General features: G+C 62.9%; 21 protein-coding genes. 11 read left to right on the top strand and 10 right to left on the bottom strand.

What is annotated here, in order from left to right:
* Nucleotides 1–1,014 precede the first annotated feature (1,014 nt).
* Both LAN64_18250 and LAN64_18245 read left to right on the top strand, forming a co-directional pair.
* Entirely contained in the window at nt 1,015–2,055 is a 1,041-nt protein-coding gene (locus LAN64_18250) for a DUF2891 domain-containing protein (GenBank protein ID MBZ5569774.1), read from the top strand.
* Between the two features lie 44 nt (nt 2,056–2,099).
* Nucleotides 2,100–2,333, top strand: coding sequence for a hypothetical protein (locus tag LAN64_18245; GenBank protein ID MBZ5569773.1), 234 nt, complete (start codon nt 2,100–2,102; stop codon nt 2,331–2,333).
* A gap of 34 nt (nt 2,334–2,367) precedes the next feature.
* Here LAN64_18245 and gluQRS read toward each other — a convergent pair whose 3' ends face one another.
* Nucleotides 2,368–3,228: a tRNA glutamyl-Q(34) synthetase GluQRS gene (gene gluQRS, locus LAN64_18240; protein MBZ5569772.1), complete on the bottom strand. Its 861-nt coding sequence runs from the start codon at nt 3,226–3,228 to the stop codon at nt 2,368–2,370.
* Between the two features lie 52 nt (nt 3,229–3,280).
* Between gluQRS and LAN64_18235 the strand changes: the two genes are divergently transcribed.
* Nucleotides 3,281–4,072, top strand: coding sequence for a glucose 1-dehydrogenase (locus tag LAN64_18235; protein MBZ5569771.1), 792 nt, complete (start codon nt 3,281–3,283; stop codon nt 4,070–4,072).
* A 45-nt stretch (nt 4,073–4,117) separates the two neighbouring features.
* Entirely contained in the window at nt 4,118–4,618 is a 501-nt protein-coding gene (locus LAN64_18230; GenBank protein MBZ5569770.1) for a cupin domain-containing protein, read from the top strand.
* A gap of 15 nt (nt 4,619–4,633) precedes the next feature.
* On the opposite strand, the gene LAN64_18225 is transcribed toward LAN64_18230, so the two are convergent.
* On the bottom strand, nt 4,634–5,983 hold the full coding sequence (locus LAN64_18225; protein ID MBZ5569769.1) for a methyltransferase domain-containing protein: 1,350 nt from the start codon (nt 5,981–5,983) through the stop codon (nt 4,634–4,636).
* 205 nt (nt 5,984–6,188) lie between these two features.
* Here LAN64_18225 and LAN64_18220 point away from each other — a divergent pair, with 205 nt between their 5' ends.
* Nucleotides 6,189–7,079, top strand: a complete 891-nt coding sequence (locus LAN64_18220; GenBank protein ID MBZ5569768.1) for a response regulator — start codon at nt 6,189–6,191, stop codon at nt 7,077–7,079.
* Between the two features lie 116 nt (nt 7,080–7,195).
* Here the strand turns inward: LAN64_18220 and LAN64_18215 are convergent, their stop codons facing one another.
* From LAN64_18215 to LAN64_18205, 3 genes are all read right to left on the bottom strand, one after another.
* Entirely contained in the window at nt 7,196–8,335 is a 1,140-nt protein-coding gene (locus LAN64_18215; GenBank protein MBZ5569767.1) for a D-TA family PLP-dependent enzyme, read from the bottom strand.
* A 186-nt stretch (nt 8,336–8,521) separates the two neighbouring features.
* Nucleotides 8,522–9,112, bottom strand: a complete 591-nt coding sequence (locus LAN64_18210; GenBank protein ID MBZ5569766.1) for a DinB family protein — start codon at nt 9,110–9,112, stop codon at nt 8,522–8,524.
* 168 nt (nt 9,113–9,280) lie between these two features.
* Nucleotides 9,281–10,567, bottom strand: coding sequence for an MFS transporter (locus LAN64_18205; protein ID MBZ5569765.1), 1,287 nt, complete (start codon nt 10,565–10,567; stop codon nt 9,281–9,283).
* A 259-nt stretch (nt 10,568–10,826) separates the two neighbouring features.
* On the opposite strand from LAN64_18205, the gene LAN64_18200 reads away from it, so the two are divergent.
* The 3 genes from LAN64_18200 (at nt 10,827) to LAN64_18190 (ending at nt 12,853) form a co-directional block, all read left to right on the top strand.
* Complete coding sequence (locus tag LAN64_18200) at nt 10,827–11,213, top strand: extradiol dioxygenase (protein MBZ5569764.1); 387 nt, start codon at nt 10,827–10,829, stop codon at nt 11,211–11,213.
* Between the two features lie 171 nt (nt 11,214–11,384).
* Nucleotides 11,385–12,560: an exo-alpha-sialidase gene (locus tag LAN64_18195; GenBank protein ID MBZ5569763.1), complete on the top strand. Its 1,176-nt coding sequence runs from the start codon at nt 11,385–11,387 to the stop codon at nt 12,558–12,560.
* Complete coding sequence (locus LAN64_18190; protein ID MBZ5569762.1) at nt 12,557–12,853, top strand: MoaD/ThiS family protein; 297 nt, start codon at nt 12,557–12,559, stop codon at nt 12,851–12,853. The genes LAN64_18195 and LAN64_18190 overlap by 4 nt, the downstream gene beginning before the upstream one ends.
* Nucleotides 12,854–12,922: 69 nt before the next feature.
* Here LAN64_18190 and LAN64_18185 read toward each other — a convergent pair whose 3' ends face one another.
* From LAN64_18185 to LAN64_18175, 3 genes are all read right to left on the bottom strand, one after another.
* On the bottom strand, nt 12,923–13,231 hold the full coding sequence (locus tag LAN64_18185; protein MBZ5569761.1) for an FKBP-type peptidyl-prolyl cis-trans isomerase: 309 nt from the start codon (nt 13,229–13,231) through the stop codon (nt 12,923–12,925).
* A 128-nt stretch (nt 13,232–13,359) separates the two neighbouring features.
* Complete coding sequence (locus LAN64_18180; GenBank protein MBZ5569760.1) at nt 13,360–15,849, bottom strand: 2-oxoglutarate dehydrogenase E1 component; 2,490 nt, start codon at nt 15,847–15,849, stop codon at nt 13,360–13,362.
* 143 nt (nt 15,850–15,992) lie between these two features.
* Nucleotides 15,993–16,262, bottom strand: coding sequence for a hypothetical protein (locus LAN64_18175; GenBank protein MBZ5569759.1), 270 nt, complete (start codon nt 16,260–16,262; stop codon nt 15,993–15,995).
* Between the two features lie 190 nt (nt 16,263–16,452).
* Here LAN64_18175 and ruvC point away from each other — a divergent pair, with 190 nt between their 5' ends.
* The 3 genes from ruvC (at nt 16,453) to LAN64_18160 (ending at nt 19,524) form a co-directional block, all read left to right on the top strand.
* On the top strand, nt 16,453–16,956 hold the full coding sequence (gene ruvC / locus LAN64_18170) for a crossover junction endodeoxyribonuclease RuvC (protein ID MBZ5569758.1): 504 nt from the start codon (nt 16,453–16,455) through the stop codon (nt 16,954–16,956).
* A 154-nt stretch (nt 16,957–17,110) separates the two neighbouring features.
* A complete protein-coding gene (locus LAN64_18165; GenBank protein MBZ5569757.1) occupies nt 17,111–17,818 on the top strand; it encodes a hypothetical protein in 708 nt (235 codons plus the stop codon).
* A 167-nt stretch (nt 17,819–17,985) separates the two neighbouring features.
* On the top strand, nt 17,986–19,524 hold the full coding sequence (locus tag LAN64_18160; protein MBZ5569756.1) for a FecR domain-containing protein: 1,539 nt from the start codon (nt 17,986–17,988) through the stop codon (nt 19,522–19,524).
* A gap of 103 nt (nt 19,525–19,627) precedes the next feature.
* On the opposite strand, the gene amrB is transcribed toward LAN64_18160, so the two are convergent.
* Together amrB and LAN64_18150 are read right to left on the bottom strand one after the other, a co-directional pair.
* Nucleotides 19,628–20,443, bottom strand: coding sequence for an AmmeMemoRadiSam system protein B (gene amrB, locus LAN64_18155; protein MBZ5569755.1), 816 nt, complete (start codon nt 20,441–20,443; stop codon nt 19,628–19,630).
* An 11-nt stretch (nt 20,444–20,454) separates the two neighbouring features.
* Nucleotides 20,455–20,649, bottom strand: coding sequence for a hypothetical protein (locus LAN64_18150; protein MBZ5569754.1), 195 nt, complete (start codon nt 20,647–20,649; stop codon nt 20,455–20,457).
* Between the last annotated feature and the right edge of the window lie 86 nt (nt 20,650–20,735).

The raw sequence follows: 20,735 nt of genomic DNA, 5'->3' as shown, positions 1-20,735 counted from the left end.
TTTCCCAAAGTGCTGAGGGTGTGGTAGCTTCGCTTCAAGGCGGTTCTCCTTTCGTTGAGAAAGTTTCCAACCCGACTCTATCAAGAGCCGGGTCGAGAACCGCCCCTCAACCTTCAACTATGGATGGGACACCCTCCAGAATACCGAATTCAAACGTAGCGGGCGTACTCTTTCTACATTTCCGGACGAGATTGGTATCGTAGTCATTGCCTACATAGCTGACTGTCCCCGAGATGTGGCATCGTCCTATAGAACTTTAGACCTGACTGTGGCTGATCTGAGCGAAGCCCAATTCCAGGTGCAGTGGCTTACTCCTGATTCTCCAAGTGCGATATCTCTGCGCCCAAGGTTTGCCCCCCCGAGCACATGGTACTTAGCCTTATCTGCGCGAGGAGTGCCGTTCGGAACACGAGCGCGGCTTGAAATCGTAACAGCTAAAGGACAACACGTGACGGAGCTTACCGGTTCGCTCGCGGACGCGCTTTATAAGCAGCGCGTTCATCACTGAATCTGTGGCGGGCTGGCCCACCCTTTCGGGCAGAACAAATCCCGAGGTTGCCACACCCCTGTCGCTCCCGGGGTTGGAGCGACAGGGTGGGGATTTCCCGTCCTACTTCACAGACCTGGGCGGCACCCCTTCAAGCAGTGAGCAAGATGTGGGGTGGCCCACCTTTCGCTTCGAAAGGTGGGAATAGCGGATATCAAGTTAAACAGATTTCCATCGGCCCGTGAAAGGGATGCATCCAGAGGCGAGATTTCCCCTTCTCCGCAGGGCTCCACCCCCACAGTCCGGCACGCCACGGTTACCGTGCCGGTTCCACGGTATACCGTACGTATGCTGTTGATTCCACATAGCAGGGGGGAGGGGGGATACTCGATTGACAAATTTTGTCACTGCGTCGGCGCGATCAGCTAAGAGCGAACAGCTAACCGCTTACCTATAATGCCTTCGTGTTCCGAACCATCGTCGTCTTATTCATCGTCACAGCGTCCGCTGCAGCGCAACAAAAGACCATGCCTGACTTCTCGCTCGCCACCGCCACGCGTTTTGCCAATCTCGCGCTCGCCTGCGTCCACAAGGAATATCCCAACAAAATCGCCCACGTACTCAACAGCGACGCCGATGTCGCCCCGCCGCGCAAGCTCGCACCCGCTTTCTACGGCTGCTTCGACTGGCACTCCTCGGTCCACGGACACTGGCTGCTGGCGCGCCTCGCCCGCACCTTTCCCGACGCGCCCTTCACGCCCAAAGCAATCGACGCGCTGAAGCAGAGCCTCACTCGCGCCAACCTGGAAGAAGAGGCGCGCTACCTCAATGGCGAGGGCCGCGCCAGCTTCGAGCGCCCTTACGGCCTCGCCTGGCTGCTGCAACTCGGCCAGGAACTGCGCGAGTGGGACCATCCCGCCGCGCGCGAAATGGCCGCGAATCTCCGTCCGCTGGAAGACGCCGCTACCGCGCGCCTGAAGACCTGGCTGCCCAAGCTCTCGCACCCGGTGCGTTCCGGCGAGCACAGCCAGACCGCCTTCGCGCTCGGCCTCGTGCTCGACGCAGCGCGTGCCTCCGGCAACCGCGCATTCGCCGCGCTGGTCGCCCAACACGCCCGCGCGTTTTACTTCGACGACAAGAATTGCCCCATGTCGTACGAGCCTTCCGGCGAAGACTTTCTCTCACCGTGTCTCGCCGAGGCCGACGTCATGCGCCGCGTCCTGCCGCCCAACAACTTCGCGAAATGGCTGCGCACGTTTCTTCCCGATATTCCACGCAACGGTTCCGCTGAATGGCTCAAGCCCGCCGTGGTCACCGATCCCAGCGACCCCAAACTCGCGCACCTCGACGGACTCAATCTCAGCCGCGCCTGGATGCTGGAAGGCATCGCCTCCGGCCTGCCGCCCAACCACCGCCGCCTCGCCTCGTTGCGTGCCGTTGCCGCCGCCCACCGCGCCGCCGGCGTCGCCTCCGTCACCGGCGCGCACTACGAAGGCGGCCACTGGCTCGGCAGCTTCGCCGTCTACCTGGTCACCGCGCGTGGCCTGTCGAATTACCCAACCAAGTGAATCGGGTTGTTGGAGTGCTCTCGCCAGGGTACGCGGAGTGCAGAATGCGTCACAGCCTGCTGTTACGCGCCTCACTGCTCTCCCGGTCTCCCTCTGCTACGCTCTTTGCGATGGCGGAAACGATCCCATCCGACGATGTTGCAGTTTCGCCTGCCGAGCGGGCGGAAGAAGAGCGACTCGCCAGCATCTTCCGGCGGGTTGCGCTCGGTGATACTTCCGTGACCGACGAAGTTTACTGGCTGCAAATGCAGGAAGATTTTCTCACCCGGAAGCGGTGATCTCCGCCTCTTGCGTCCTTCGCGTCCTTTGCGGTTAGGTTTTCGCAGTACACGCAATTCGCATCCCCAACCACTTCTCCCGAATATCCTCCGGTCTCATCCCTTTCGCCCGCAGCGCCCGCAAACTCAGCGCATCCGCTCGCTTGGCCAGCCGCTCGCCTGCTGCATCCACCAGCAGATCGCAATGGTAATACGTCGGCGGCTTCATCCCCAGCGCCTCGCACAGCAGAATCTGCCGCGCCGTGGACTTCAGTAGATCGCACCCGCGCACCACTTCCGTGATTCGCATGGCATCGTCATCCGCCACCACCGCCAACTGGTACGCCGGAACGTCATCACGCCGCCACACCACGAAGTCGCCAAAGTCTCTGCCCGCCGTGTACTGCTGCTCGCCCTGTGCGCCATCGTGGAATGAGATCACGCGTCCATCCGGCACGCGGAACCGCCAGTTCACTCCCGCTGGCTTGTCGACTCGTAGCTTTCGCCCGCGGCACTTGCCGGAATACATTGGCTCGTCGTTTGACTCGTGTGGCGCCTGCGCCGCCTCCGCCAAATCCTTGCGTGAGCACGTACACGGATAAATCCATCCGCCCTCGTACAGCTTCCGCCATGTGTGCAGATACACGTCCCGCCGCTCGCTCTGCGAATACGGCGCGAATGGTCCGCCGGGCCCCTCCTGCCACTCGACGCCGAACCAGCGCAGGTCCTCGATGAACGCCCGCGCGTACTCCGCCTTCGAGCGCTGCGGATCGAGATCTTCGTTGCGCAGCACCAGCACGCCGCCGGCCGCCCGCGCGCGTTCGTAGGCGATCCAGAACGTGCGCGCATGACCCACGTGCAGGTATCCCGTGGGCGACGGCGCCAACCGCCCGCGATATGTCGAAGCCAATGACATATGCACCTATGGTATTTGCCCGCGGTACAATCTTCGGCTCGACGGAGACAAAATGGAATCAGCGGCTCCACTGCCAGGCCAACTGCTCGATTTCCGCGGCAGGATTGTGATTGTGACCGGCGCCGGGAGCGGTATCGGTGCGGGCATCGCCAACCGCTTTGCCGAAGCTGGCGCCGGCGTAGTCGTGAATTATCGCAGCAACGAACGCGGCGCGCGCGATGTGGCACAAGCCATCCAGAGCCGGGGCGGACGCGCCTTGGTGGTCCAGGCCGACGTCAGCCAGTCCGCCGGTGCGGCGGCGCTCGTGGAAGCGGGCCTCGTTGGTTTCGGCGCCTTGGACGTGCTCATCAACAACGCTGGAAGCTATCCGTTTTCTCCGCTGGTGGAGGTGAGCGATATCGAATGGGACCAGGTGGTTGCTTCCAATTTGCGTAGCGTCCACCTGTGCACGCAAGCGGCCGCGCGCGCCATGATCGCGCAGGGCCGCCCGGGAGCCATCGTCAATATCGCTTCCATCGAAGCCGAAAATCCTGCTCCGCACCACAGTCACTACGTCGCGGCCAAAGCCGCGGTCGTCATGTACACGCGCTCAGCGGCGCAAGAACTTGGCCGGCAGGGCATTCGCGTCAACTGCGTGTCGCCGGGACTGATCTGGCGCGAAGGACTCGATCGCGACTGGCCCGAAGGCGTCAACGCGTACCTTCGTGCCGTTCCGCTGGGCCGCCTTGGGTACCCTGATGATGTCGCCGACACCTGCCTGTTCCTCGCCTCGCCTGCGGCCCGATGGATCACCGGCGCGAACCTTGTGTTGGACGGCGGCGTGCTCACCCATCGCGCATATTGAAACGAAGGACCAACGAAGGACCTAAGAGCCAAGAGCTTAAAAGCTATGATCGACCTCAACCAACTCATCCGCCACCTCGGCCTCGAACCCCTGCCGGTCGAAGGCGGCTACTTCCGCCAAACCTGGGTGAGCGACAACCTTGTCTCCATTCCCGGTTACGCGTCACCGCGCCCGGCGGGCACCGCCATCTACTACCTGCTGACCTCCGACCCGGACTCGTTTTCCGCCATGCATCGCCTGGCCAGCGACGAGACCTATCATTTTTATCTGGGTGACCCCGTGGAAATGCTGCTGCTGGACGAGCAGGGCGCAGCGCAACGGATCGTGCTCGGCCCTGACTTGCTCGGCGCCCAGCACGTACAATACATCGTGTCGCGATTGGTATGGCAGGGATCGCGCGTCATCTCCGGCGGGCGTTTTGCGCTCCTCGGAACCACCATGGCTCCCGGCTTCGATCCGCGTGACTTCACCCTTGGCCGTCGCGACCAACTGCTGCGGCAGTTTCCCAGCCAAGCCGCTCTGGTCCGCGCGCTCACCCGAAGCTGATATACCAACTGCCAACTACTTTGTTCCGATCATCAGCCCGCTCGGCCCCGGCATCCGCACCCGCTTGATCTCCCGGAAGCCTGCCGTGCGCATCCAGTCGGTGTACTCCGGCTCACTGTAGCTGGCCCCCGCCTTGGTTCCTACCAACATGTTCAGCGAAAACAACGCCGCGAACTTCGGCGAGGTCTTGTCCGCATCCAGGATGAAATCCTGCACTACGACGCGCCCGTTCGGCGCCAGTGCCTGGTAAATTCGCCGCAGCAACTCGCGGTTTTCCTCGGGCGAGAACATGTGGCAGATCGCCGACAGCAGCACTAGGTCGTAGTCGTTCCCCAGCTCCGCCTGCAGCATGTCGCCCGCACGCGTCGTGATCCGCTCCGCCACTCCCGCCCGGCGCAAGTGCTCCTGCGTGATCGGTAGCACGTCGGGAAGATCCAGAATTTCTCCGCGCAACTCCGGCGCCGCCGTGGCGAACGCAACCGTGTACGCCCCCGAGCCCCCGCCCAGGTCCAGCATGCGTCGCGCGCCGTTCACGCCAGCCGCTTTTACCACCGCCTCAGCCCGCCCGCGCGCATTGTGGTCCATGGCGGCGATGAACGAGCCTGTCCACTCTTCGCTTCGGCCGCGTTCCGCCACCCGCGTCCCGGCGGCCACGGCATCCGTCAGCGTGGACCACCTTCTCCAAAGGTTGACCGTGTGCATCTGGGCCGGGCGCGCATTGTCCGGCGAGCCCGCGGTAAAGAAACGCCGCGACACCGGTGTGTTCTGGAATGTCTCACCCGATTTCTGCAGCAGCTTGAGCGCCACCAGCGCATTGAGCAGCATCTCCGTGGAACGCGCTTCCGCTTTGATCTTGGCCGCTACCTCCGCCGCGATCGCGCCGTTCCCGAGCGCGCTGAACACGTCGAGTTCAATCGCCGTCAGGATGGCGCGGCTGCCCATGAAGCCGCGAATCGTCTCGTTGAGATCGTCGGGCAAACCCCCGGCCGCATCCTTGGCCTTCAGCATTGCGAGGTAATGGTCGCGATGTTCCAGGATTTCCGTCTTCATCGCCTGCGCTTCGGTGCGCGCCAGCCGGGACACCGGCTGCCCGCGGTCGAAGTGCGATGCCACGATCTCCGCCACGTCCGCCGCCTTCAGCTCCGAGTACCACGCGCCCTCGGGATAGGCGATCATCACCGGGCCGTGCTCGCACGTGCCCAGGCACCCCGACGAGGACACCTGCACCTCGTCGCTGAGCCCGCGCGCGCCCAGTTCACGCCGCAGCGCGTCCAGCACCGCGCCCGACCCACTCGCCGCGCAACACGGTACTCCCTCCGGTTTTTCCTGCGTGCACACAAATACGTGGTAACGGAACGGCTCCATCAATCTCCTCCCTCAGGCGCGAAACATTCATTCTGCGCTCACGTTCAACTATGCTCTGTGACGCCGCGCACATCGTGCCGGGCGAGCCAGCATTCGCAGCCTAGGCCGCTCTGTCAGTGGCTCGCGAACGCCCGTGCTGTGATCGCAGGAGGATGGCGTTTCTGCCAATAGCGCGCAGCCGCCGGGAACGATATCATTTCCTCAGATGCCCGAAGCACGTCATCCCATCCTCGTTGTCGACGATGACGTCGCCATGTGCTTCCTCATCGGCCGCATCCTTGTAAAAGAGGGGCACCTCGTGACCGTTTGTGGCAGCGGCGCCGAAGCCCTGAAGCTGCTGCACGACCAGAGATTCGATGTCATGTTGCTCGACATCGGTCTCCCCGACATGAACGGGCTCGATCTGCTTTCCGCTTGGCGCGGGCACAACACTACCAAGGTCATCGTCATAACTTCCGACGACACCGCCGAGACCCTGATCACGGCCATCCGCAATGAAGCTTACCTGTACATCCGCAAGCCTTTCGAACCGGACCAGTTGCGCGACCTGGTGGCCGCCGCGCTGGCGGCGCCCGAGGCGCAGCCCATTAAGGTGATTTCGGCCAAGCCGGAATGGCTGGAGCTCTCCGTGCCCTGCACGCGCGAAGCCGCCGAGCGTATCGACCAGTTCATGCGCCAAGTCAAGATCGAGCTGCCGCAGGAGGAGCGCGAGGGCGTCGCCCAAGCTTTCCGCGAGCTGCTGATGAACGCCGTCGAATGGGGTGGCGGACTCGATCCCAGGCGGCGCGTGCGTATCTCGCTGCTACGCACCAAGCGCATGCTGCAGTACCGCGTCTTCGATCCCGGCCCGGGCTTCCGCCCGGAGGAACTGCAGCATGCGGCCATCAGCAACGCCCCCGGCGACCTGTTCTCGCACGAGACGGTGCGCGTGGAGAAAGGCATGCGGCCGGGCGGGCTGGGACTCATGATGGTGCGCGCTGTCGCCGACGAACTCCTTTATAACGAGAAACATAACGAGGTAATCTTCATCAAGTACTTGGACCAGGCGGCGGGCGACGCCGGAGCGCCCTCGGCCGACAGCGCGGCCAACCTCTAGGCGACAATGTTCCACGTCGAACCTCTGCGGAAGGCTGTGGAAAAACACCGTTTTGCAACACTTCCCAAAAATAAGCTTCAAAGGTCCCATGCCGATTTGGGCATGAATCAGAACGGTTAGGCGCTGACTGGCGGTTCCAGCAGGGGCGCCTCGCGGCCGCGGGCGCTGACCGGCTCGACGGCGACGATGCGCCCGCCCCGGACGAGCAGGGCGTGGTCGAAGTTGTTGACCGTGGGGCAGACGTGTCGTGGAACGATATAAATCGCCTCGCCCACGGCGGGCACGGCTGAGCCCGGCGGCGCCTCGATGGGCAGATGCTCCTCGCTCGGCTGCAGCGGCTTCAGCTCCGGACGTCCAAGAATGGCGCAGTTGGGAATGCCGGCATCGGCGGAGACGGTTTTGTGGCCGGCGTCGCACGTAAAGATCTTCTCGCGTGGGTGGCTGACCACGCGTGACACCACCAGTGCCGCGGGCTGGTATCGGTAATGGTCGGGAAGTTGGGCGGCGCTGGTGGTATCGCCATAGACCACCGTGCCGGGCGAAACGCGGTGAACGAACTCCTTGCTGTGGAATGCGTAATAGGAGAGCGAGCAGGGAAATGCGGGCGTCCCGGCGGTGATCAACTCGCCCACTTCGATGTCCGCTTCGAGAACGGCCGAGGCAATCTGCATCAGGCGATCGTAGCCCTCGTGCGCCTTGCGGCAGCGGAGCTGAAGATCGGCGTCGTGCAGATGGCCGTCGTAGTAGTGCAGGCCGCGGAACGGCAAGCCGGAGTCCCGGACCACGCGCGCCAGCTTGACAATCTCTTCCGCCTGCGCCTGCGGCACCCCGGTGCGGTCCATGCCGGGATTGATGTCTACGAACAAGCCGACGCGGCTGCCTTGCCACCGCCGCACCTGGTCGGCGTTATCCACCAGCGCGGAGACGCACACGTTGGGAAACTGCGCCGCGATGTCGCGCACGCGCTGCGCGTTGGCGCCGACCAGAGGATAGGCGACGAGAACATCGGCGGCGCCGGCGCGGCAGGCGGTGAGAAGCTCCAGCGTGGTGGCGCACTTGAAATTGACGACGCCGCGCTCCACCAGCATCCGCATGATCACGCCGATCTTGGCGGTCTTGACGTGGGGGCGCCAGCGATTAGCATCGCCGCCCAGCATCTCCAGAGTGAAGGCAATGTTGTTCTCCACCGCGTCGAGATAGATGGCGAGCGCTGGGGTGAGGACGCGGTCCAGGCCGGAGAGGGCATAGTCGGGCATGAGGCAATTCTATTTGCGATTGACGGTTTGTGATTCGTGATTTGAGGTAAGAGATAGGGCACATCGGGCTTGTGCTTTGGCCGTTGGCGGACATGCTTGGCGGCAGGCGGCAGGCTTCAGGGCGGGCTGCTTGGAATCACGTTAAGTGCCCTGCCTGAAGCCTGCAGCCTTGCGCCTAAAGCCTCTCTACCGTCCCCTGCTCGCCGGAGGAATGATCCCGTTCATGCGCAGGTACTCGACCATCTGGCCGTAGTGGTCGAAATTGTGGCCGACATTCATTACGGCCAGACCGAGGCGGGAAACCTTGTTGGGACCGAACGGGCTTTGCACCTGTCCGGTCGCGTTGCCCTCGTTGATCGAGCTGTACGCCTTGTGGCAGTAGGCGTACGAGTCCTTCAAGAACTTCACACTGTCCGTCTTCGTCTTCACCGAGGTCGGTCCGCTTTCGCCGCCCGTGTCGACGGGAGGCTTTTCACTCAGAATCGCCGCACAGATCATGTAGTTGGCGGCGGCTACGTGGCGGACCTGCTGGCCGAACGTACGCACGCCCTTGAACTCGCCGTTGGTGGGAGCGAATTCGTACTTGTCTTCCGGCATGGCATCGGCGGCGGGAGCGACCTCGCTTTCCGGATAATTGAGGCCCCGGTCCAGGATCATGGTGATGGTGGGCGGTTGCGATGGTTGTGCCGGCTTGGCCTGCGGTGGCGGAGCGCTCTGTGCTTGCGCGCAGGTGACGAACAACAGGGCGAGAAACGGTAAGCAAAGTAGCTTCTTCATTGTCCCTCTCTCTGGATTGAGTGATTTAGTGATTGGTGATTTAGTGATTTTGAGTTGCTGCGATCTGCTGACATTCGGATTTCGAATTGTCCCAACCCTATCCTCGGCAAATCGCCAAATCACAAATCACCAAATGTGTAGCGTGGTCCCAAGCTCTGCGTACAAACCCTACGTAATCGTTTCGTTCGCGCCGCTGGGCGAGAACGCGAAGCGGTCGGCGCGCAGGCGGAAATGTTGGATGGTCGCGAGTCCGGCCACCAACCCCAGTGCGGCGACCAACATCGCTGCCGGAATGCCCCAGCGCTCGCCCACCGCGCCCCAGGCTGCGCTGCCGGCCGCCATCCCGCCTTGCAGCACGAGCAGATAGATGGACAGCGTGCGTGCCCGCAGCCACGCCGGCGACATGGTTTGCGCCGAGACGTTCAGGCTGGCGACAATCGCGATCCACGCCACCCCTGCCGCGCCCAGCACCGCCGACAGCACGGCGAACATGTGCACGCGCCCGGAGGCGAACGTTGCCAGCGCATACAACACCGTGGCCAGCGCCACCAGCGTATTGACCGGCACAATCCGCCGCAGCGCCGGCAGGGCAATGGCGCCGCCGAGCGCGCCCGCGCCGAAAAATCCGAGCAGCACGCCATAGCCGATGGAGCCGAACGGCCGTGCGATCAGCGGCAGCATGGCGAGCAGTGCGCTGGCAGAGACGCTGAACACCGCCGTCCGCACCAGCACTGCTTTGACCTCGTGCGAGTGGCGGACATACTCGATTCCGGTGCGCATGGCGCGCGTCACGCGCTCGCGCCCCGCCGGCGACTCGTGCGGGCGGCGCTTCCAGCGGTAGAGGAAGAAAATCACTCCGAAGATGGACGCCGCGTTGATCAGGAACGCCGACCCAGTGCCCGCGGCAGCGATGATCACGCCGCCAATCGCCGGTCCCACGGCGCGTCCTACGTTGTATCCCGCGGAGTTGAGCGCAACCGCGGCCGCGAAGTTCTCCTCGGACACGACTTCGGGCGTGATCGCCTGCCATGCCGGATCGTTCATGACCGCGCCGAATCCGATCAGGAAGGTGAGCAGAAGCAGGATCCAGGGCGTGACCAGATGCAGCAGGGTGAGAACGCCGAGCGCAGCGGCGGCCACCACCATCCACGCTTGCATCACCAGCAGCAAGCGGCGCCGGTCGATCATGTCGGCGAGAGCGCCGGCGGGCAGAATCACGAGAAATGCCGGAAGGCTGCTGGCCGCCTGTACCAGGGACACCATCAGCGGAGACAAGGTGAGGCCGGCCATAAGCCAGCCGCTGGCGACGCTCAGAATCCAGCGCCCGGTATAGCAGACCACGGCGGCAATCCACAGCGAGCGGAACAGCGGCTCGTGCAGCGGCGCCCACGCGCTCAGCCCGGCGCGCGGCGGCTTCAGTTGAATGCCGTTCAGCGATTTGCCCAGTTCGGCCATCCTGTCCTGATGCTGATTGCGAAACCGCGTGGGGGGGCGCTGTTTCGAGCGGCAGGCGTCTGATGCTCCCCTCGCCCAGAGGTGACATCCGCCACTACTTTAAACGAGCGCGGCGGCAGACCGCGAGCGGAAAACGAAGTGCCGGGTTGTAAAAAGTTGTAACAAGTCTATCGGTCTATCGCACAACGTTGAAGATTCACTTCTTCCAAACCCGGGCGGATGTGGGACACGAGCCTCGCCAGTAGTAAAGTAACAAGCCATGATCAATGGCACGCACATACTCATTTACAGCAAGGATCCAGCCGCTGATCGCACGTTCTTTCGCGACCTCCTGGGTTTTCGCTTCGTTAATGTCGGCGAGGACTGGCTGATCTTTGCCTTGCCGCCCAGCGAACTCGCAGTACATCCCGGAGAAGGAGACCTCGGGCTGCGCCACGCTGATCGCAACATGCTGGGCGCGGTGGTGTACTTCATGTGCGATAACCTGAAGGAAACCATGAAGTCGCTGCAAGCGAAAAAGGTCGAATGCACGGAAGTCTCGAAAGCGTCGTGGGGCAGCAAGACAACCATCCGGTTGCCCAGCGGAGGCGAGGTTGGTCTCTACCAGCCGACTCACGAGACTGCCATCGGACTTGGAAAACCTTGATTCGGTCTGTCAGTTTCGCGCACAAAGTTGAAGACCCGCATCTGCCTAACCCGGGCAGATGTGGGGCACCAGGCCTTTTACCTGCGTGATAACCGGCTGCGCCAATTAGCGCCGCTTCGAAGTTCGTCTGGATCGATGCCGTAGAATACGCGATGCTGAAAGGGGTGAGGGATGAGCAAGGTACGTGTACTGGTTGGCACACGCAAAGGCGCGTTCGTCCTTTCGTCGGACGCAAAACGTGAGCGGTGGGACGTCAGCGGCCCGCATTTTGCGGGCTGGGAGATGTACCACATCAAAGGTTCGCCCGCCGATCCGAACCGGCTGTATGCCTCGCAATCCAGCGGCTGGTTCGGGCAGGTCATCCAGCGCTCCAACGATGGCGGAAAAACCTGGGAGACGCCCGGCGGCGAAGTGTTACCAAAGCCGGGTGAGATGCCTAAGGTGAGCAACAAGTTCGTCTACAACAGTTCTCCCGAAACCGGCAAGCCGCTCACTACGCACCAGTTTTACGACGGCACGCAGAAACCCTGGGAGTTCAAGCGAGTCTGGCACCTGGAACCGTCGTTGACCGATCCCGATACGGTGTACGCGGGCGTCGAGGATGCCGCCTTGTTCCGCTCCTCCGACGGAGGACAAAGCTGGCACGAACTCGCCGGACTGCGCGGCCACGGCACCGGTCCCCGCTGGCAGCCGGGCGCCGGCGGCATGTGCCTGCACACCATCCTGCTCGATCCCAGCAACCCACTGCGGATCTACATTGCCATCTCGGCGGCGGGCGCTTTCCGCACCGACGATGGCGGCAAGACCTGGAAGCCGATCAACCAGGGACTGAGGTCGCAATACATTCCCGACCCGAAGGCCGAGATCGGCCACTGCGTTCACCGCATCGCCCTGCATCCTTCCCGTCCCAACACGCTTTATATGCAGAAGCACTGGGACGTCATGCGCAGCGACAACGCCGGCGACCTCTGGCATGAGATCAGCGGGAACCTGCCCACCGACTTCGGGTTCGTCATTGACGTGCACGCGCACGAGCCGGAGACCATCTACGTCATCCCAATCAAGAGCGACTCGGAGCACTTCGTTCCGGATGGCAAGCTGCGCGTGTACCGCAGCCGAACCGGCGGAAACGAATGGGAGGCACTCACCAAGGGTCTACCGCAACGCGATTGTTATGTGAACGTGCTGCGCGACGCCATGGCCGTCGATGCGCTCGATAAGTGCGGCATCTACTTCGGGACCACCGGCGGGCAGGTGTACGCCTCCGCCGATTCCGGCGACACTTGGGCGCCCATTGTGCGCGATCTTCCGGCCGTGCTGTCGGTCGAGGTCCAGACGCTGCCATGATCCGCGTCATACTCCCGGCACACCTGCGGACGCTGGCGCACGTTGGCGCAGAGGTTAAGGTGGAAGTACAGGGGCCGGTCACGCAGCGCTCGGTGCTGGACGCACTCGAGGCCTGCTATCCGATGTTGCGCGGAACCATTCGCGACCACGTCACCCAAGAGCGCCGTCCATTCCTGCGCTTCTTCGCCTGCGAGGAGGACTTGTCGCATGAGGCGCCGGACGCTCCGCTGCCCGACGCGGTCGCCTCCGGAGCGGAGCCATTTCTGGTGATTGGCGCCATCGCGGGCGGTTAGCCCAGTGGAGGCGAGGTTGGCCTGTAACAGCCAACGCACGAGACGGCCGTCGGCAAAAGCTCAGGACGATCAGGGGTGCTTTGAGACCTCCAGCAACTCCAACTCGAGAATGAGAAGTGCGTTCGGAGGTATGGGACCTGCACCCTCACTTCGGTAGGCCAAATGAGGGCTGACCCGCAACCGACGCCTGCCGCCGACACGCATGCCCACGACGCCTCTGTCCAATCCGGCAATCACATCACGAGCACCGACCTTGAAGCGCTCTGGACGCCCGTCCTCATATGTGCTGCGAACAACATCGCCGTGGTTGAGCCTGCAGACGAGATGCAGTCTCACTGTGCTACCTCTTATGGCTTCCGTGCCGGAGCCGACGACCATGTCTTCAACTTCCAAACCTGACAATCTGTGACTTGTCTCCATGTGCCCGAACCCCGCGACACAGTCTCCAATTGATAACGACCTTCCCACCAGTAACCTCTAACCTGTCGGCTCTTTCAGCGACCTATTTAAGCAAACGCCAGTGACAGCAGCGTCTTCTGCTCCAGTTCGTGCGCCTTCGCTGAACCCGTTGCCGGGCTCGAACTCGCGGAGCGTTTGACGGAGCGTGCTGGACGGCCCTTCGCCAGCCGACGCAGCCGCGGCATCACGAACCACAGCGCGCCCATGTTTGCCGGCTCTTCCTGCACCCACACTATGTCGCGCGCGCCGGCGTGGCGGTCGAGTTCGGCCTGCAGTGCGGCTTCGGGGAAGGGGTACATCTGTTCCAGAAAGACAATCGCGGTCGAGTTGTCCTTCCGCCGCTTCCGCTCCTCGCGCAGATCGTGCCCGATCTTGCCGCTGCACAGCAGCACTCGCCGGGCGTCTTGGATTTCGCGATCCGGCAAAACGTTCTGGAAATGCGGCGCGGAAAAATCCGCGAGAGGCGACGTGGCGTCCGGATGCCGCAGCATGGATTTGGGCGTGAACACCACCAGCGGCTTGCGCCATGGACGCAGCGCCTGACGCCGGAGTATGTGGAAGTATTGCGCCGCGTTCGAGGGCTGACAGATTTGTATATTGTCGCGCGCTGCCAGTTGCAGGTAACGCTCGATGCGCGCGCTGGAGTGCTCCGGCCCCTGGCCTTCGTAGCCGTGCGGCAACAGCAGCACCAGCCCGGAGAGCAGGTTCCACTTGTCTTCGGCGGCGGCGACGAACTGATCGATGATGACCTGCGCGCCGTTGGCGAAGTCGCCGAACTGCGCCTCCCACAGGGTCAGCGTTTCCGGATAATCGCGGCTGTAGCCGTACTCGAACCCCATGACGCCGGCTTCCGACAGCGTCGAGTTGTAGACCTCAAACCGGGCTTGCTGCGGGGAGATGTGCTGCAGCGGGATGTATTCGTCGCCGTTCTCGGTGTCAATCAATACATCGTGACGCTGGTTGAAGGTTCCGCGGCGGCTGTCCTGGCCGCTCAGACGCACCGGCGTACCCGCCTCCAGCAGCGATGCGAAGGCTAGCGCCTCCGCCATGCCGTAATCCACGGGACGCTTGCCCGCGCCCATCTCGCGCCGCTGCTCGAGCAACTTCTTCAGCTTCGCATGCACATGGAAGCCTTCGGGCGCACTGCCGATCGCCTGCGCGAGCCGGCCCAGTTCCGGCGCGCCGACGCCGGTCTCGACGTCGTACTCTTTCTTGTAGCAGCCGCCTTTGTACTTCGACCAATACTCCGGAAGCTGCGCCAGCCGCGGCTGTTTCGTCGCCGCCGCGCCCTGCTTCTGCGTCTGCGCCAGTTCTTCCTGCACCTGCTTGACCCGTGCGCTCACATCTTTTCCGAGACGCTCGGCATAAATCCGAAACAGCGGCGGATGTTCCTTGATGCGCCGGTACACCAGCGGCTGCGTGATGGTGGGATCGTCCACCTCGCTGTGGCCGTGGCGGCGATAGCCAAGGATGTCCACCACCACGTCGCGATGGAACCTGTAGCGGTACTCGAGCGCGATCTCGGCCACGCGCACCACGGCTTCGGGAGCTTCGCCGTTCACGTGGAACACCGGAATGTTGTTGCGCCTGGCGAGGTCGGAGGCGAAGCGCGCCGACTGTTCCTCCACCGGCTCGGTGGTGAATCCGATCAGGTTGTTGGCAATCACGTGCACGGCGCCCCCGACGCTGTAGCCGGGGATCTCGGCGTAGTTCAGCGTCTCCGCCCAGATGCCCTGTCCGGCAAACGCCGCATCGCCGTGGATCAGCACCGGAAACACTTCATCCATTTCTTTGTCGCCGCGGCGGATCTGCTTGGCACGAGTGCGACCGATAGCGACGGGGTCCACCGCTTCTAGGTGGCTGGGATTGGAGACCAGATGGACGTGCAGCTTGCGGCCGCCGGGCGCGGTGTAATCGCCGGTGGCGCCAATGTGATATTTCACGTCGCCACCGCCGAGCACGCTGCGCGGGTCCACGTCCTCGAAGCGCGAGAAGATGTCCGCCGGCGGCGTACCTACAATGTGCACCATCACGTTGAGGCGTCCGCGATGGCTCATGGCCAGCACCGCCTGCTGCGCCCCGTGTCCGAGGGCGCGCTGCATGACTTCATCGAGAAACGGGAGGAGCGCGGTCACGCCCTCCAACGAAAACCGTTTTGTTCCCAGGTAGCGCGATTGAATTACCTGCTCAAACAGTTCCGCCCGCAACAGCAGGTCGAGAATGCGCTCGCGGTCCACCGCCGGCGCCTCCGACTCCATCCGCTCCTGGATCCAGCGCCGCTGCTCGCGATCGGGGATGTACATGAATTCCGCCCCGATCGTGCCCGCGTGGTAATGCCGCGCTTCGTCCGCGTACAGGCCCTGGATTTCGTCGAGATCGGGAAAGGGTAGCGGCGGCAAGTGCATGCCCAAGGGGTCGAGGTTCGACTGCAAGTATCCCCAGCGGCGGAAGAGGTCGAACACGCGCTCACGCTCGGCATCGCGGCGCTCCCGGTCGGCAGGGAAGGGAGTCGGCTGCTTGGTGGCGGTCATGGTCATCTCAGGCGGCCGCGGCGAAGGCGGCCCAATCGTCTAGTCTAAGCCTTCCGAGGCGTCCAGTCAGCGTACCGTCCTGGTTGCAACGCACCCAAGCTGCTTGCGGCCCGAGATCGCCAGCGCGCAACACTGAAGTTCCCCGCCATTCAGACTGCTCGGTTCGACAACAGCCGCTGCAGGTTAGCGCGGTCGCTCTCATCAAGCGCAATAAAGCGGAACGGCTGACGACGGGCGCTCACCGCGGGCAGTATCTCCGCCACGGCGGCGATTTGTCCCTCTGCGGTATGCAGCGTCAGGTGGACCAGGGTGGAGGCCGGAAGCGTACTGTCCATTTGGGCGGAGCCGCCGGTGTCGGAGATTTCGCAAAGGCGCCCCCGAATCTGCAGTCCCTGGCCATGGGAAAACAATATTGGCATGGACTCACGCACGTGGCAGCGGGGTGCCCGCTTCGACGAGTGTGGCTTAGGGAAGTAAGCCATGCTCGAAAATCTACCCCTGCTGGCCCCGCCGGAGAAGCTGCCGGAAGGCCATGTTAGTTGCCGGAAGGCCATGTCCTTTTACCAACATTCCTCTGCACGCCGGTGCCCTGATGTACACTCCGCTTGCATGCGTGTCCTGGGCATTGATTGTGGTGGCGAGTGCACCGGCTACGGCGTGGTGGAGCAGGATCGCCGCGGCGAGCTGCGCCACCTGGTCTGCGGTGCTATACGCTTGCGTCCGAAGATGCCCTTGCCGGAGCGCCTCAACCTGATCTTCAATCAACTGCGGGCGATCATTGCAACCCAGCGTCCCGATAGCGTCGCCATCGAAGACGTGTTTTATGCGGTGAACGTCAAGTCGGCGCTCAAGCTCGGCCAGGTGCGAGGTGTCGCCATGCTGGCGGCGGCCACCTGCGGCCTCAATGTTGCCGAATATGCGCCGCTGGCCATCAAGTCGGCCGTGGTCGGTTATGGCAAGGCAGACAAATCCCAAGTACAGCAAATGGTTACTCGCTTACTCCGTTTGCCGGCGCTGCCCCAACCTCAGGACGCCTCCGACGCATTGGCCATCGCCATCTGCCATCTGCACACCGCGGCCACCCTCAGCCGCCATGCGATACCAAAGGGCTGACCCGCATCGCGCGCTGCGTCTTAGGCATCGTTCAGCGCAAACCACAGAGGTCACAGAGTAAAAACAATTCCGTCTCCTCTGTGCCCTCCGTGGTTCGGCTGGGTATTCGTCGATTCGCAAATTCTGCAATTCGTCAATTAGACTTACTCACGTGATGGCTGCGCGCACACTGGCCGTATTCGTGGCTCTCGCCGCGCTGAGCGGCGTGATTTTCGCCCAGACGCCCAAGCCCGAGCCGGCCGCGCCGAACCCACCGACGGTTGGCTTCGATTTCGTCCTGCCGGGCAGCGACCCGCCGCACTACTCGATCGCGGTGGAGCCTGACGGCAGGGTGGCCTATCGTTCCGATCAGGCTCCCCCCGCCGACAACGTTCCCGGAGAACCCTACATCGTGAAGTTCACCCTCTCCGAGCCGACGCGCGCTCGCATCTTCGATCTCACCCGCGCGCTCCATTGCTTCCAGGGGGATTTCGAATACCACGGCGGCCGGCTTGCCAACGTGGGCGCCAAAACACTGAAGTGCGCATTCGCCGACCGGGAATCGCACACAACTTACAACTACACCACCAACCAGCAGTTGCAGGAGCTCACCACCATCTTCCAGAACATCTCCAACACCCTGGAGTACGGCCGCCGCCTGGCCTACCTCCATCGCTACGACAAGCTCGGGCTCGAGGCGGAATTGAAATCCATGGAAGAGCAGGTCAAGGAGAGTCGCTTGGGTGAATTGCAGGCGGTCGCGCCTGTGTTGGAGAAGATCTTCAACGACGCCGGCATCTTCAACGTGACCCGCCGCCGCGCCGAGCGCCTGCTGCAGCTGATCAAGTCCGATCCCGCCGCCCGCGCCGCCGCGCCTCCGTAGAGCCGCCATCCCGAGGCGCCGCCCGCAAGAGTGCAAGGTGGCCCGGCTGCGCGCTTTCCGTTTCGACACGCACGCGGGAAACGTGGTTCGGGATTCTCTACTCCTCCACGACTTAGCGCTACAATGCGGGTTAAATAGGGTAGGCGGTTGAATCCGCGGAGACTTATATGTCGAGGTCAAACGTGGTGAGCGCCATTTCTCTGCTACTCGTGCTGGTTGCGGGCTTGCTGATTGCCCCCTCAGCGCGCGCCGACTCGCAAGTTCGCATCGTGCGCCTGAGCTTGGTAGACGGCCCGGTACAGATTGACCGCGCCACCGGCCAGGGGCTCGAAAAAGCCATCATGAACATGCCCATTACCCAGGGCGTGACGATCTCGACTCAAAACGATGGGCGCGCCGAGATCGAATTTGAAGACGGCACGACCATGCGCCTGGCGCCGGAGACCGATGTGATCTTCTCGCAACTCGGTCTGCGCTCCTCGGGCGCGCGCGTCACTGCCGTTGAGGTGACCCAGGGTACGGCCTATTTCAATGTCCGCCACAAGGGCGACGATGAGTTCCGCGTGGCGTTTGCCAACCGCGAAATCAGGCTGGACCGTAACGTGCATTTCCGCCTCGATCTTACCGGCGGCAATCCCGAAATCGCGGTATTCAAGGGCGAGCTGAGCCTGAATGGCCCGCGGGAGCGCGCTAAGGTGAAGAAGAACGAGACCCTCACGCTCGACCTCGCCGACTCCGGCCGCTACGACCTCGCCAAGAACATCGCGACCCTGAGCTACGACGAGTGGGACAACGAGCGCATCGACTACGCCTCGCAGTATGCCTCCAGTTCCTACAACACGCGCTCGCCGTACTATTACGGCGCCAGCGACCTGAACTATTACGGCTCGTGGTCGGACTGGTCCGGCTACGGCATGCTGTGGCGTCCCTTCGGCGTCGGCTTCGGCTGGGACCCGTTCGACAACGGCGCCTGGGCGTGGTATCCGGGCTTTGGCTACACCTGGGTTTCGACCTACCCGTGGGGCTGGACGCCCTACCGTTATGGATCGTGGGTGTTCATTCCCAATTTCGGATGGGGCTGGCGTTCGGGAGGCTGGAATACCTGGTACACGGTGCCGCCGGTTTACAATCCGCCGGTGAACTTTCACGTTCCGCGGCCGCCGCTGCCGGTTGCGGTTGTCGGCGGCAGGGGCGCTATCGGTCCTCATCCGACCGTGGTGGTGGATAACGGTGTGGGCGTGTTTCGCACTCCCAGGCCCGCGCCTCGCGGCGATGGTTTCTCCGGAAGAAAGGGAGCAGGAGCGGCTGAGACCGCTCCGGCCGCCGGACCTGTTCCTGCCGGATTAGCAACCGGTCCTGCGCCGACGCAGGCCATCACTCCTCTTGGCAGCACCAGCGCTGCTCCGGCTACACCGGCCCCCGTTCGCGACCCGCGCTCCCATATGCGGCGCGGCATGGATCAGGATCGGCCAATCGGAACCGGACGCGGTGCTCCGGCGCCGCATGTTGAGCGCAACGCGCCACCCGCTCCTCGGGTTGACCGCGTTGCCCCTCCCGCTCGGGTTGAACGGAGCGCGCCGCCCGCTCCGCGGGTTGAGCGCAGCGCACCGCCCGCTCCCCGTATGGCTCCGGCTCCGCCTCCACCTGCTCCACGTGCGGCGCCGCCTTCCGGCGGCGGTCATTTCGCGGCCAGATCGCCGAAATAAGAATGAACGCCACGGATTCTCGCGGATTGAGAAAAAATCAATCCGTGCTGATCCGTGGCCGCGGTTTTTCCTCTGTGTCCTCTGTGGCTAGTGTTCGCGCGGACTAGGCGCAAACCGCGATCCCGGCGTACCCCACCACCAGGTCACGGTCGCCTGAGACATCGCCCGACGTCCCGTACTTGATCACCTGCGCTTGGTGTGCGCCCAGGCGCTTGGCGGCCGTCAGCATCGCCACCGTCGGGCCGTAGCCGCACATGCTGATGTCCTCGCGCTTGACAACGTCGTATAGCCCGCGCGCATCGAGCTCCAGAATTCTGTCAATCGCCTTGTGGTCTTTGACCCGCGTGATCTCGTCCGACTCGTAGTGGTTCATGTCGCTGGAGGCGATAATCAGCGGCTTCTGCGTTTCGACTGCGATCACCCGCGCCATCGCTTCTCCCAGCTCCTGCAGCACGTCCAGTTGCCCGACTCCCACCGCGATGGGCACGAAGCTGAACTCGCCCACCAGTGCCTGCAGGAACGGCAGTTGCACTTCCAGCGCGTGCTCGGCGCGATGCGCCACCGCATCCTCGCTGAGTTGGGAGAAAGTTTGCTTGAGCGCATCGGCGAGCGCGCGGTCCACCTCAACGTTGCCCAGCGGCGTCACCCACCAGCCCGCGCTCATGATGGCCAACGGCTGTCCTATGCCCGTGTGGTTGGGACATAGGATGATGAACTTCCTGGGCAATTCCAGCCGCGCGTACACCGCGCCCGCGACATGTCCGGAATACATGTAGCCGGCGTGCGGCGCCACGCAGCCGATGGCGCGCAGCTTTTCGCCGGCCGAAGCCGTGTACAAACGGATCTCGTTGAGCAGCTTATCCGGATTATTCGGATAAAACCGTCCCGCTACCGCGGGTTGCCGGACGAGGGTAGACATAGTCTTCGAGGTTATTTCTTAACTCTTGCTTTTGTTTCCTCGACCTCTTTTTTATCGCGTTTGTTGATGACCTTGTATTCATCTAGTGGCTGAATTAGCCCTATTATTTCAATCATCTGTTGAGAGAGCCTGTTAATGGTTTCGAAGGGTACCGTCGAGAGTGTCCCGCTTTTAGTTGGAGGTTGAAGAGCGGCGCTCGGGATCATGTTACGCGACCTCCTGCTTAGTCGCAGCTTTTTCTGTTTCTCCTCTTCCTAGGATTGCTCTCAGTTGCCAGATGTCCTTCCAGCCC

The sequence above is a fragment of the Terriglobia bacterium genome, from assembly GCA_020073185.1.
Taxonomy (GTDB): domain Bacteria; phylum Acidobacteriota; class Terriglobia; order Terriglobales; family Acidobacteriaceae; genus JAIQGF01.
Note: the sequence above shows the minus strand (reverse complement) of the source record. Positions and strands in the feature narration are given on the sequence as shown.

Excerpts from the sequence above, each read along its gene's own strand:
- LAN64_18250 (MBZ5569774.1), top strand. The coding sequence starts at position 1,015 with ATGCCTGACTTCTCGCTCGCCACCGCCACGCGTTTTGCCAATCTCGCG.
- LAN64_18245 (MBZ5569773.1), top strand. The coding sequence starts at position 2,100 with ATGCGTCACAGCCTGCTGTTACGCGCCTCACTGCTCTCCCGGTCTCCC.
- gluQRS (MBZ5569772.1), bottom strand. The coding sequence starts at position 3,228 with ATGTCATTGGCTTCGACATATCGCGGGCGGTTGGCGCCGTCGCCCACG.
- LAN64_18235 (MBZ5569771.1), top strand. The coding sequence starts at position 3,281 with ATGGAATCAGCGGCTCCACTGCCAGGCCAACTGCTCGATTTCCGCGGC.
- LAN64_18230 (MBZ5569770.1), top strand. The coding sequence starts at position 4,118 with ATGATCGACCTCAACCAACTCATCCGCCACCTCGGCCTCGAACCCCTG.
- LAN64_18225 (MBZ5569769.1), bottom strand. The coding sequence starts at position 5,983 with ATGGAGCCGTTCCGTTACCACGTATTTGTGTGCACGCAGGAAAAACCG.
- LAN64_18220 (MBZ5569768.1), top strand. The coding sequence starts at position 6,189 with ATGCCCGAAGCACGTCATCCCATCCTCGTTGTCGACGATGACGTCGCC.
- LAN64_18215 (MBZ5569767.1), bottom strand. The coding sequence starts at position 8,335 with ATGCCCGACTATGCCCTCTCCGGCCTGGACCGCGTCCTCACCCCAGCG.
- LAN64_18210 (MBZ5569766.1), bottom strand. The coding sequence starts at position 9,112 with ATGAAGAAGCTACTTTGCTTACCGTTTCTCGCCCTGTTGTTCGTCACC.
- LAN64_18205 (MBZ5569765.1), bottom strand. The coding sequence starts at position 10,567 with ATGGCCGAACTGGGCAAATCGCTGAACGGCATTCAACTGAAGCCGCCG.
- LAN64_18200 (MBZ5569764.1), top strand. The coding sequence starts at position 10,827 with ATGATCAATGGCACGCACATACTCATTTACAGCAAGGATCCAGCCGCT.
- LAN64_18195 (MBZ5569763.1), top strand. The coding sequence starts at position 11,385 with ATGAGCAAGGTACGTGTACTGGTTGGCACACGCAAAGGCGCGTTCGTC.
- LAN64_18190 (MBZ5569762.1), top strand. The coding sequence starts at position 12,557 with ATGATCCGCGTCATACTCCCGGCACACCTGCGGACGCTGGCGCACGTT.
- LAN64_18185 (MBZ5569761.1), bottom strand. The coding sequence starts at position 13,231 with ATGGTCGTCGGCTCCGGCACGGAAGCCATAAGAGGTAGCACAGTGAGA.
- LAN64_18180 (MBZ5569760.1), bottom strand. The coding sequence starts at position 15,849 with ATGACCATGACCGCCACCAAGCAGCCGACTCCCTTCCCTGCCGACCGG.
- LAN64_18175 (MBZ5569759.1), bottom strand. The coding sequence starts at position 16,262 with ATGCCAATATTGTTTTCCCATGGCCAGGGACTGCAGATTCGGGGGCGC.
- ruvC (MBZ5569758.1), top strand. The coding sequence starts at position 16,453 with ATGCGTGTCCTGGGCATTGATTGTGGTGGCGAGTGCACCGGCTACGGC.
- LAN64_18165 (MBZ5569757.1), top strand. The coding sequence starts at position 17,111 with ATGGCTGCGCGCACACTGGCCGTATTCGTGGCTCTCGCCGCGCTGAGC.
- LAN64_18160 (MBZ5569756.1), top strand. The coding sequence starts at position 17,986 with ATGTCGAGGTCAAACGTGGTGAGCGCCATTTCTCTGCTACTCGTGCTG.
- amrB (MBZ5569755.1), bottom strand. The coding sequence starts at position 20,443 with ATGTCTACCCTCGTCCGGCAACCCGCGGTAGCGGGACGGTTTTATCCG.
- LAN64_18150 (MBZ5569754.1), bottom strand. The coding sequence starts at position 20,649 with ATGATCCCGAGCGCCGCTCTTCAACCTCCAACTAAAAGCGGGACACTC.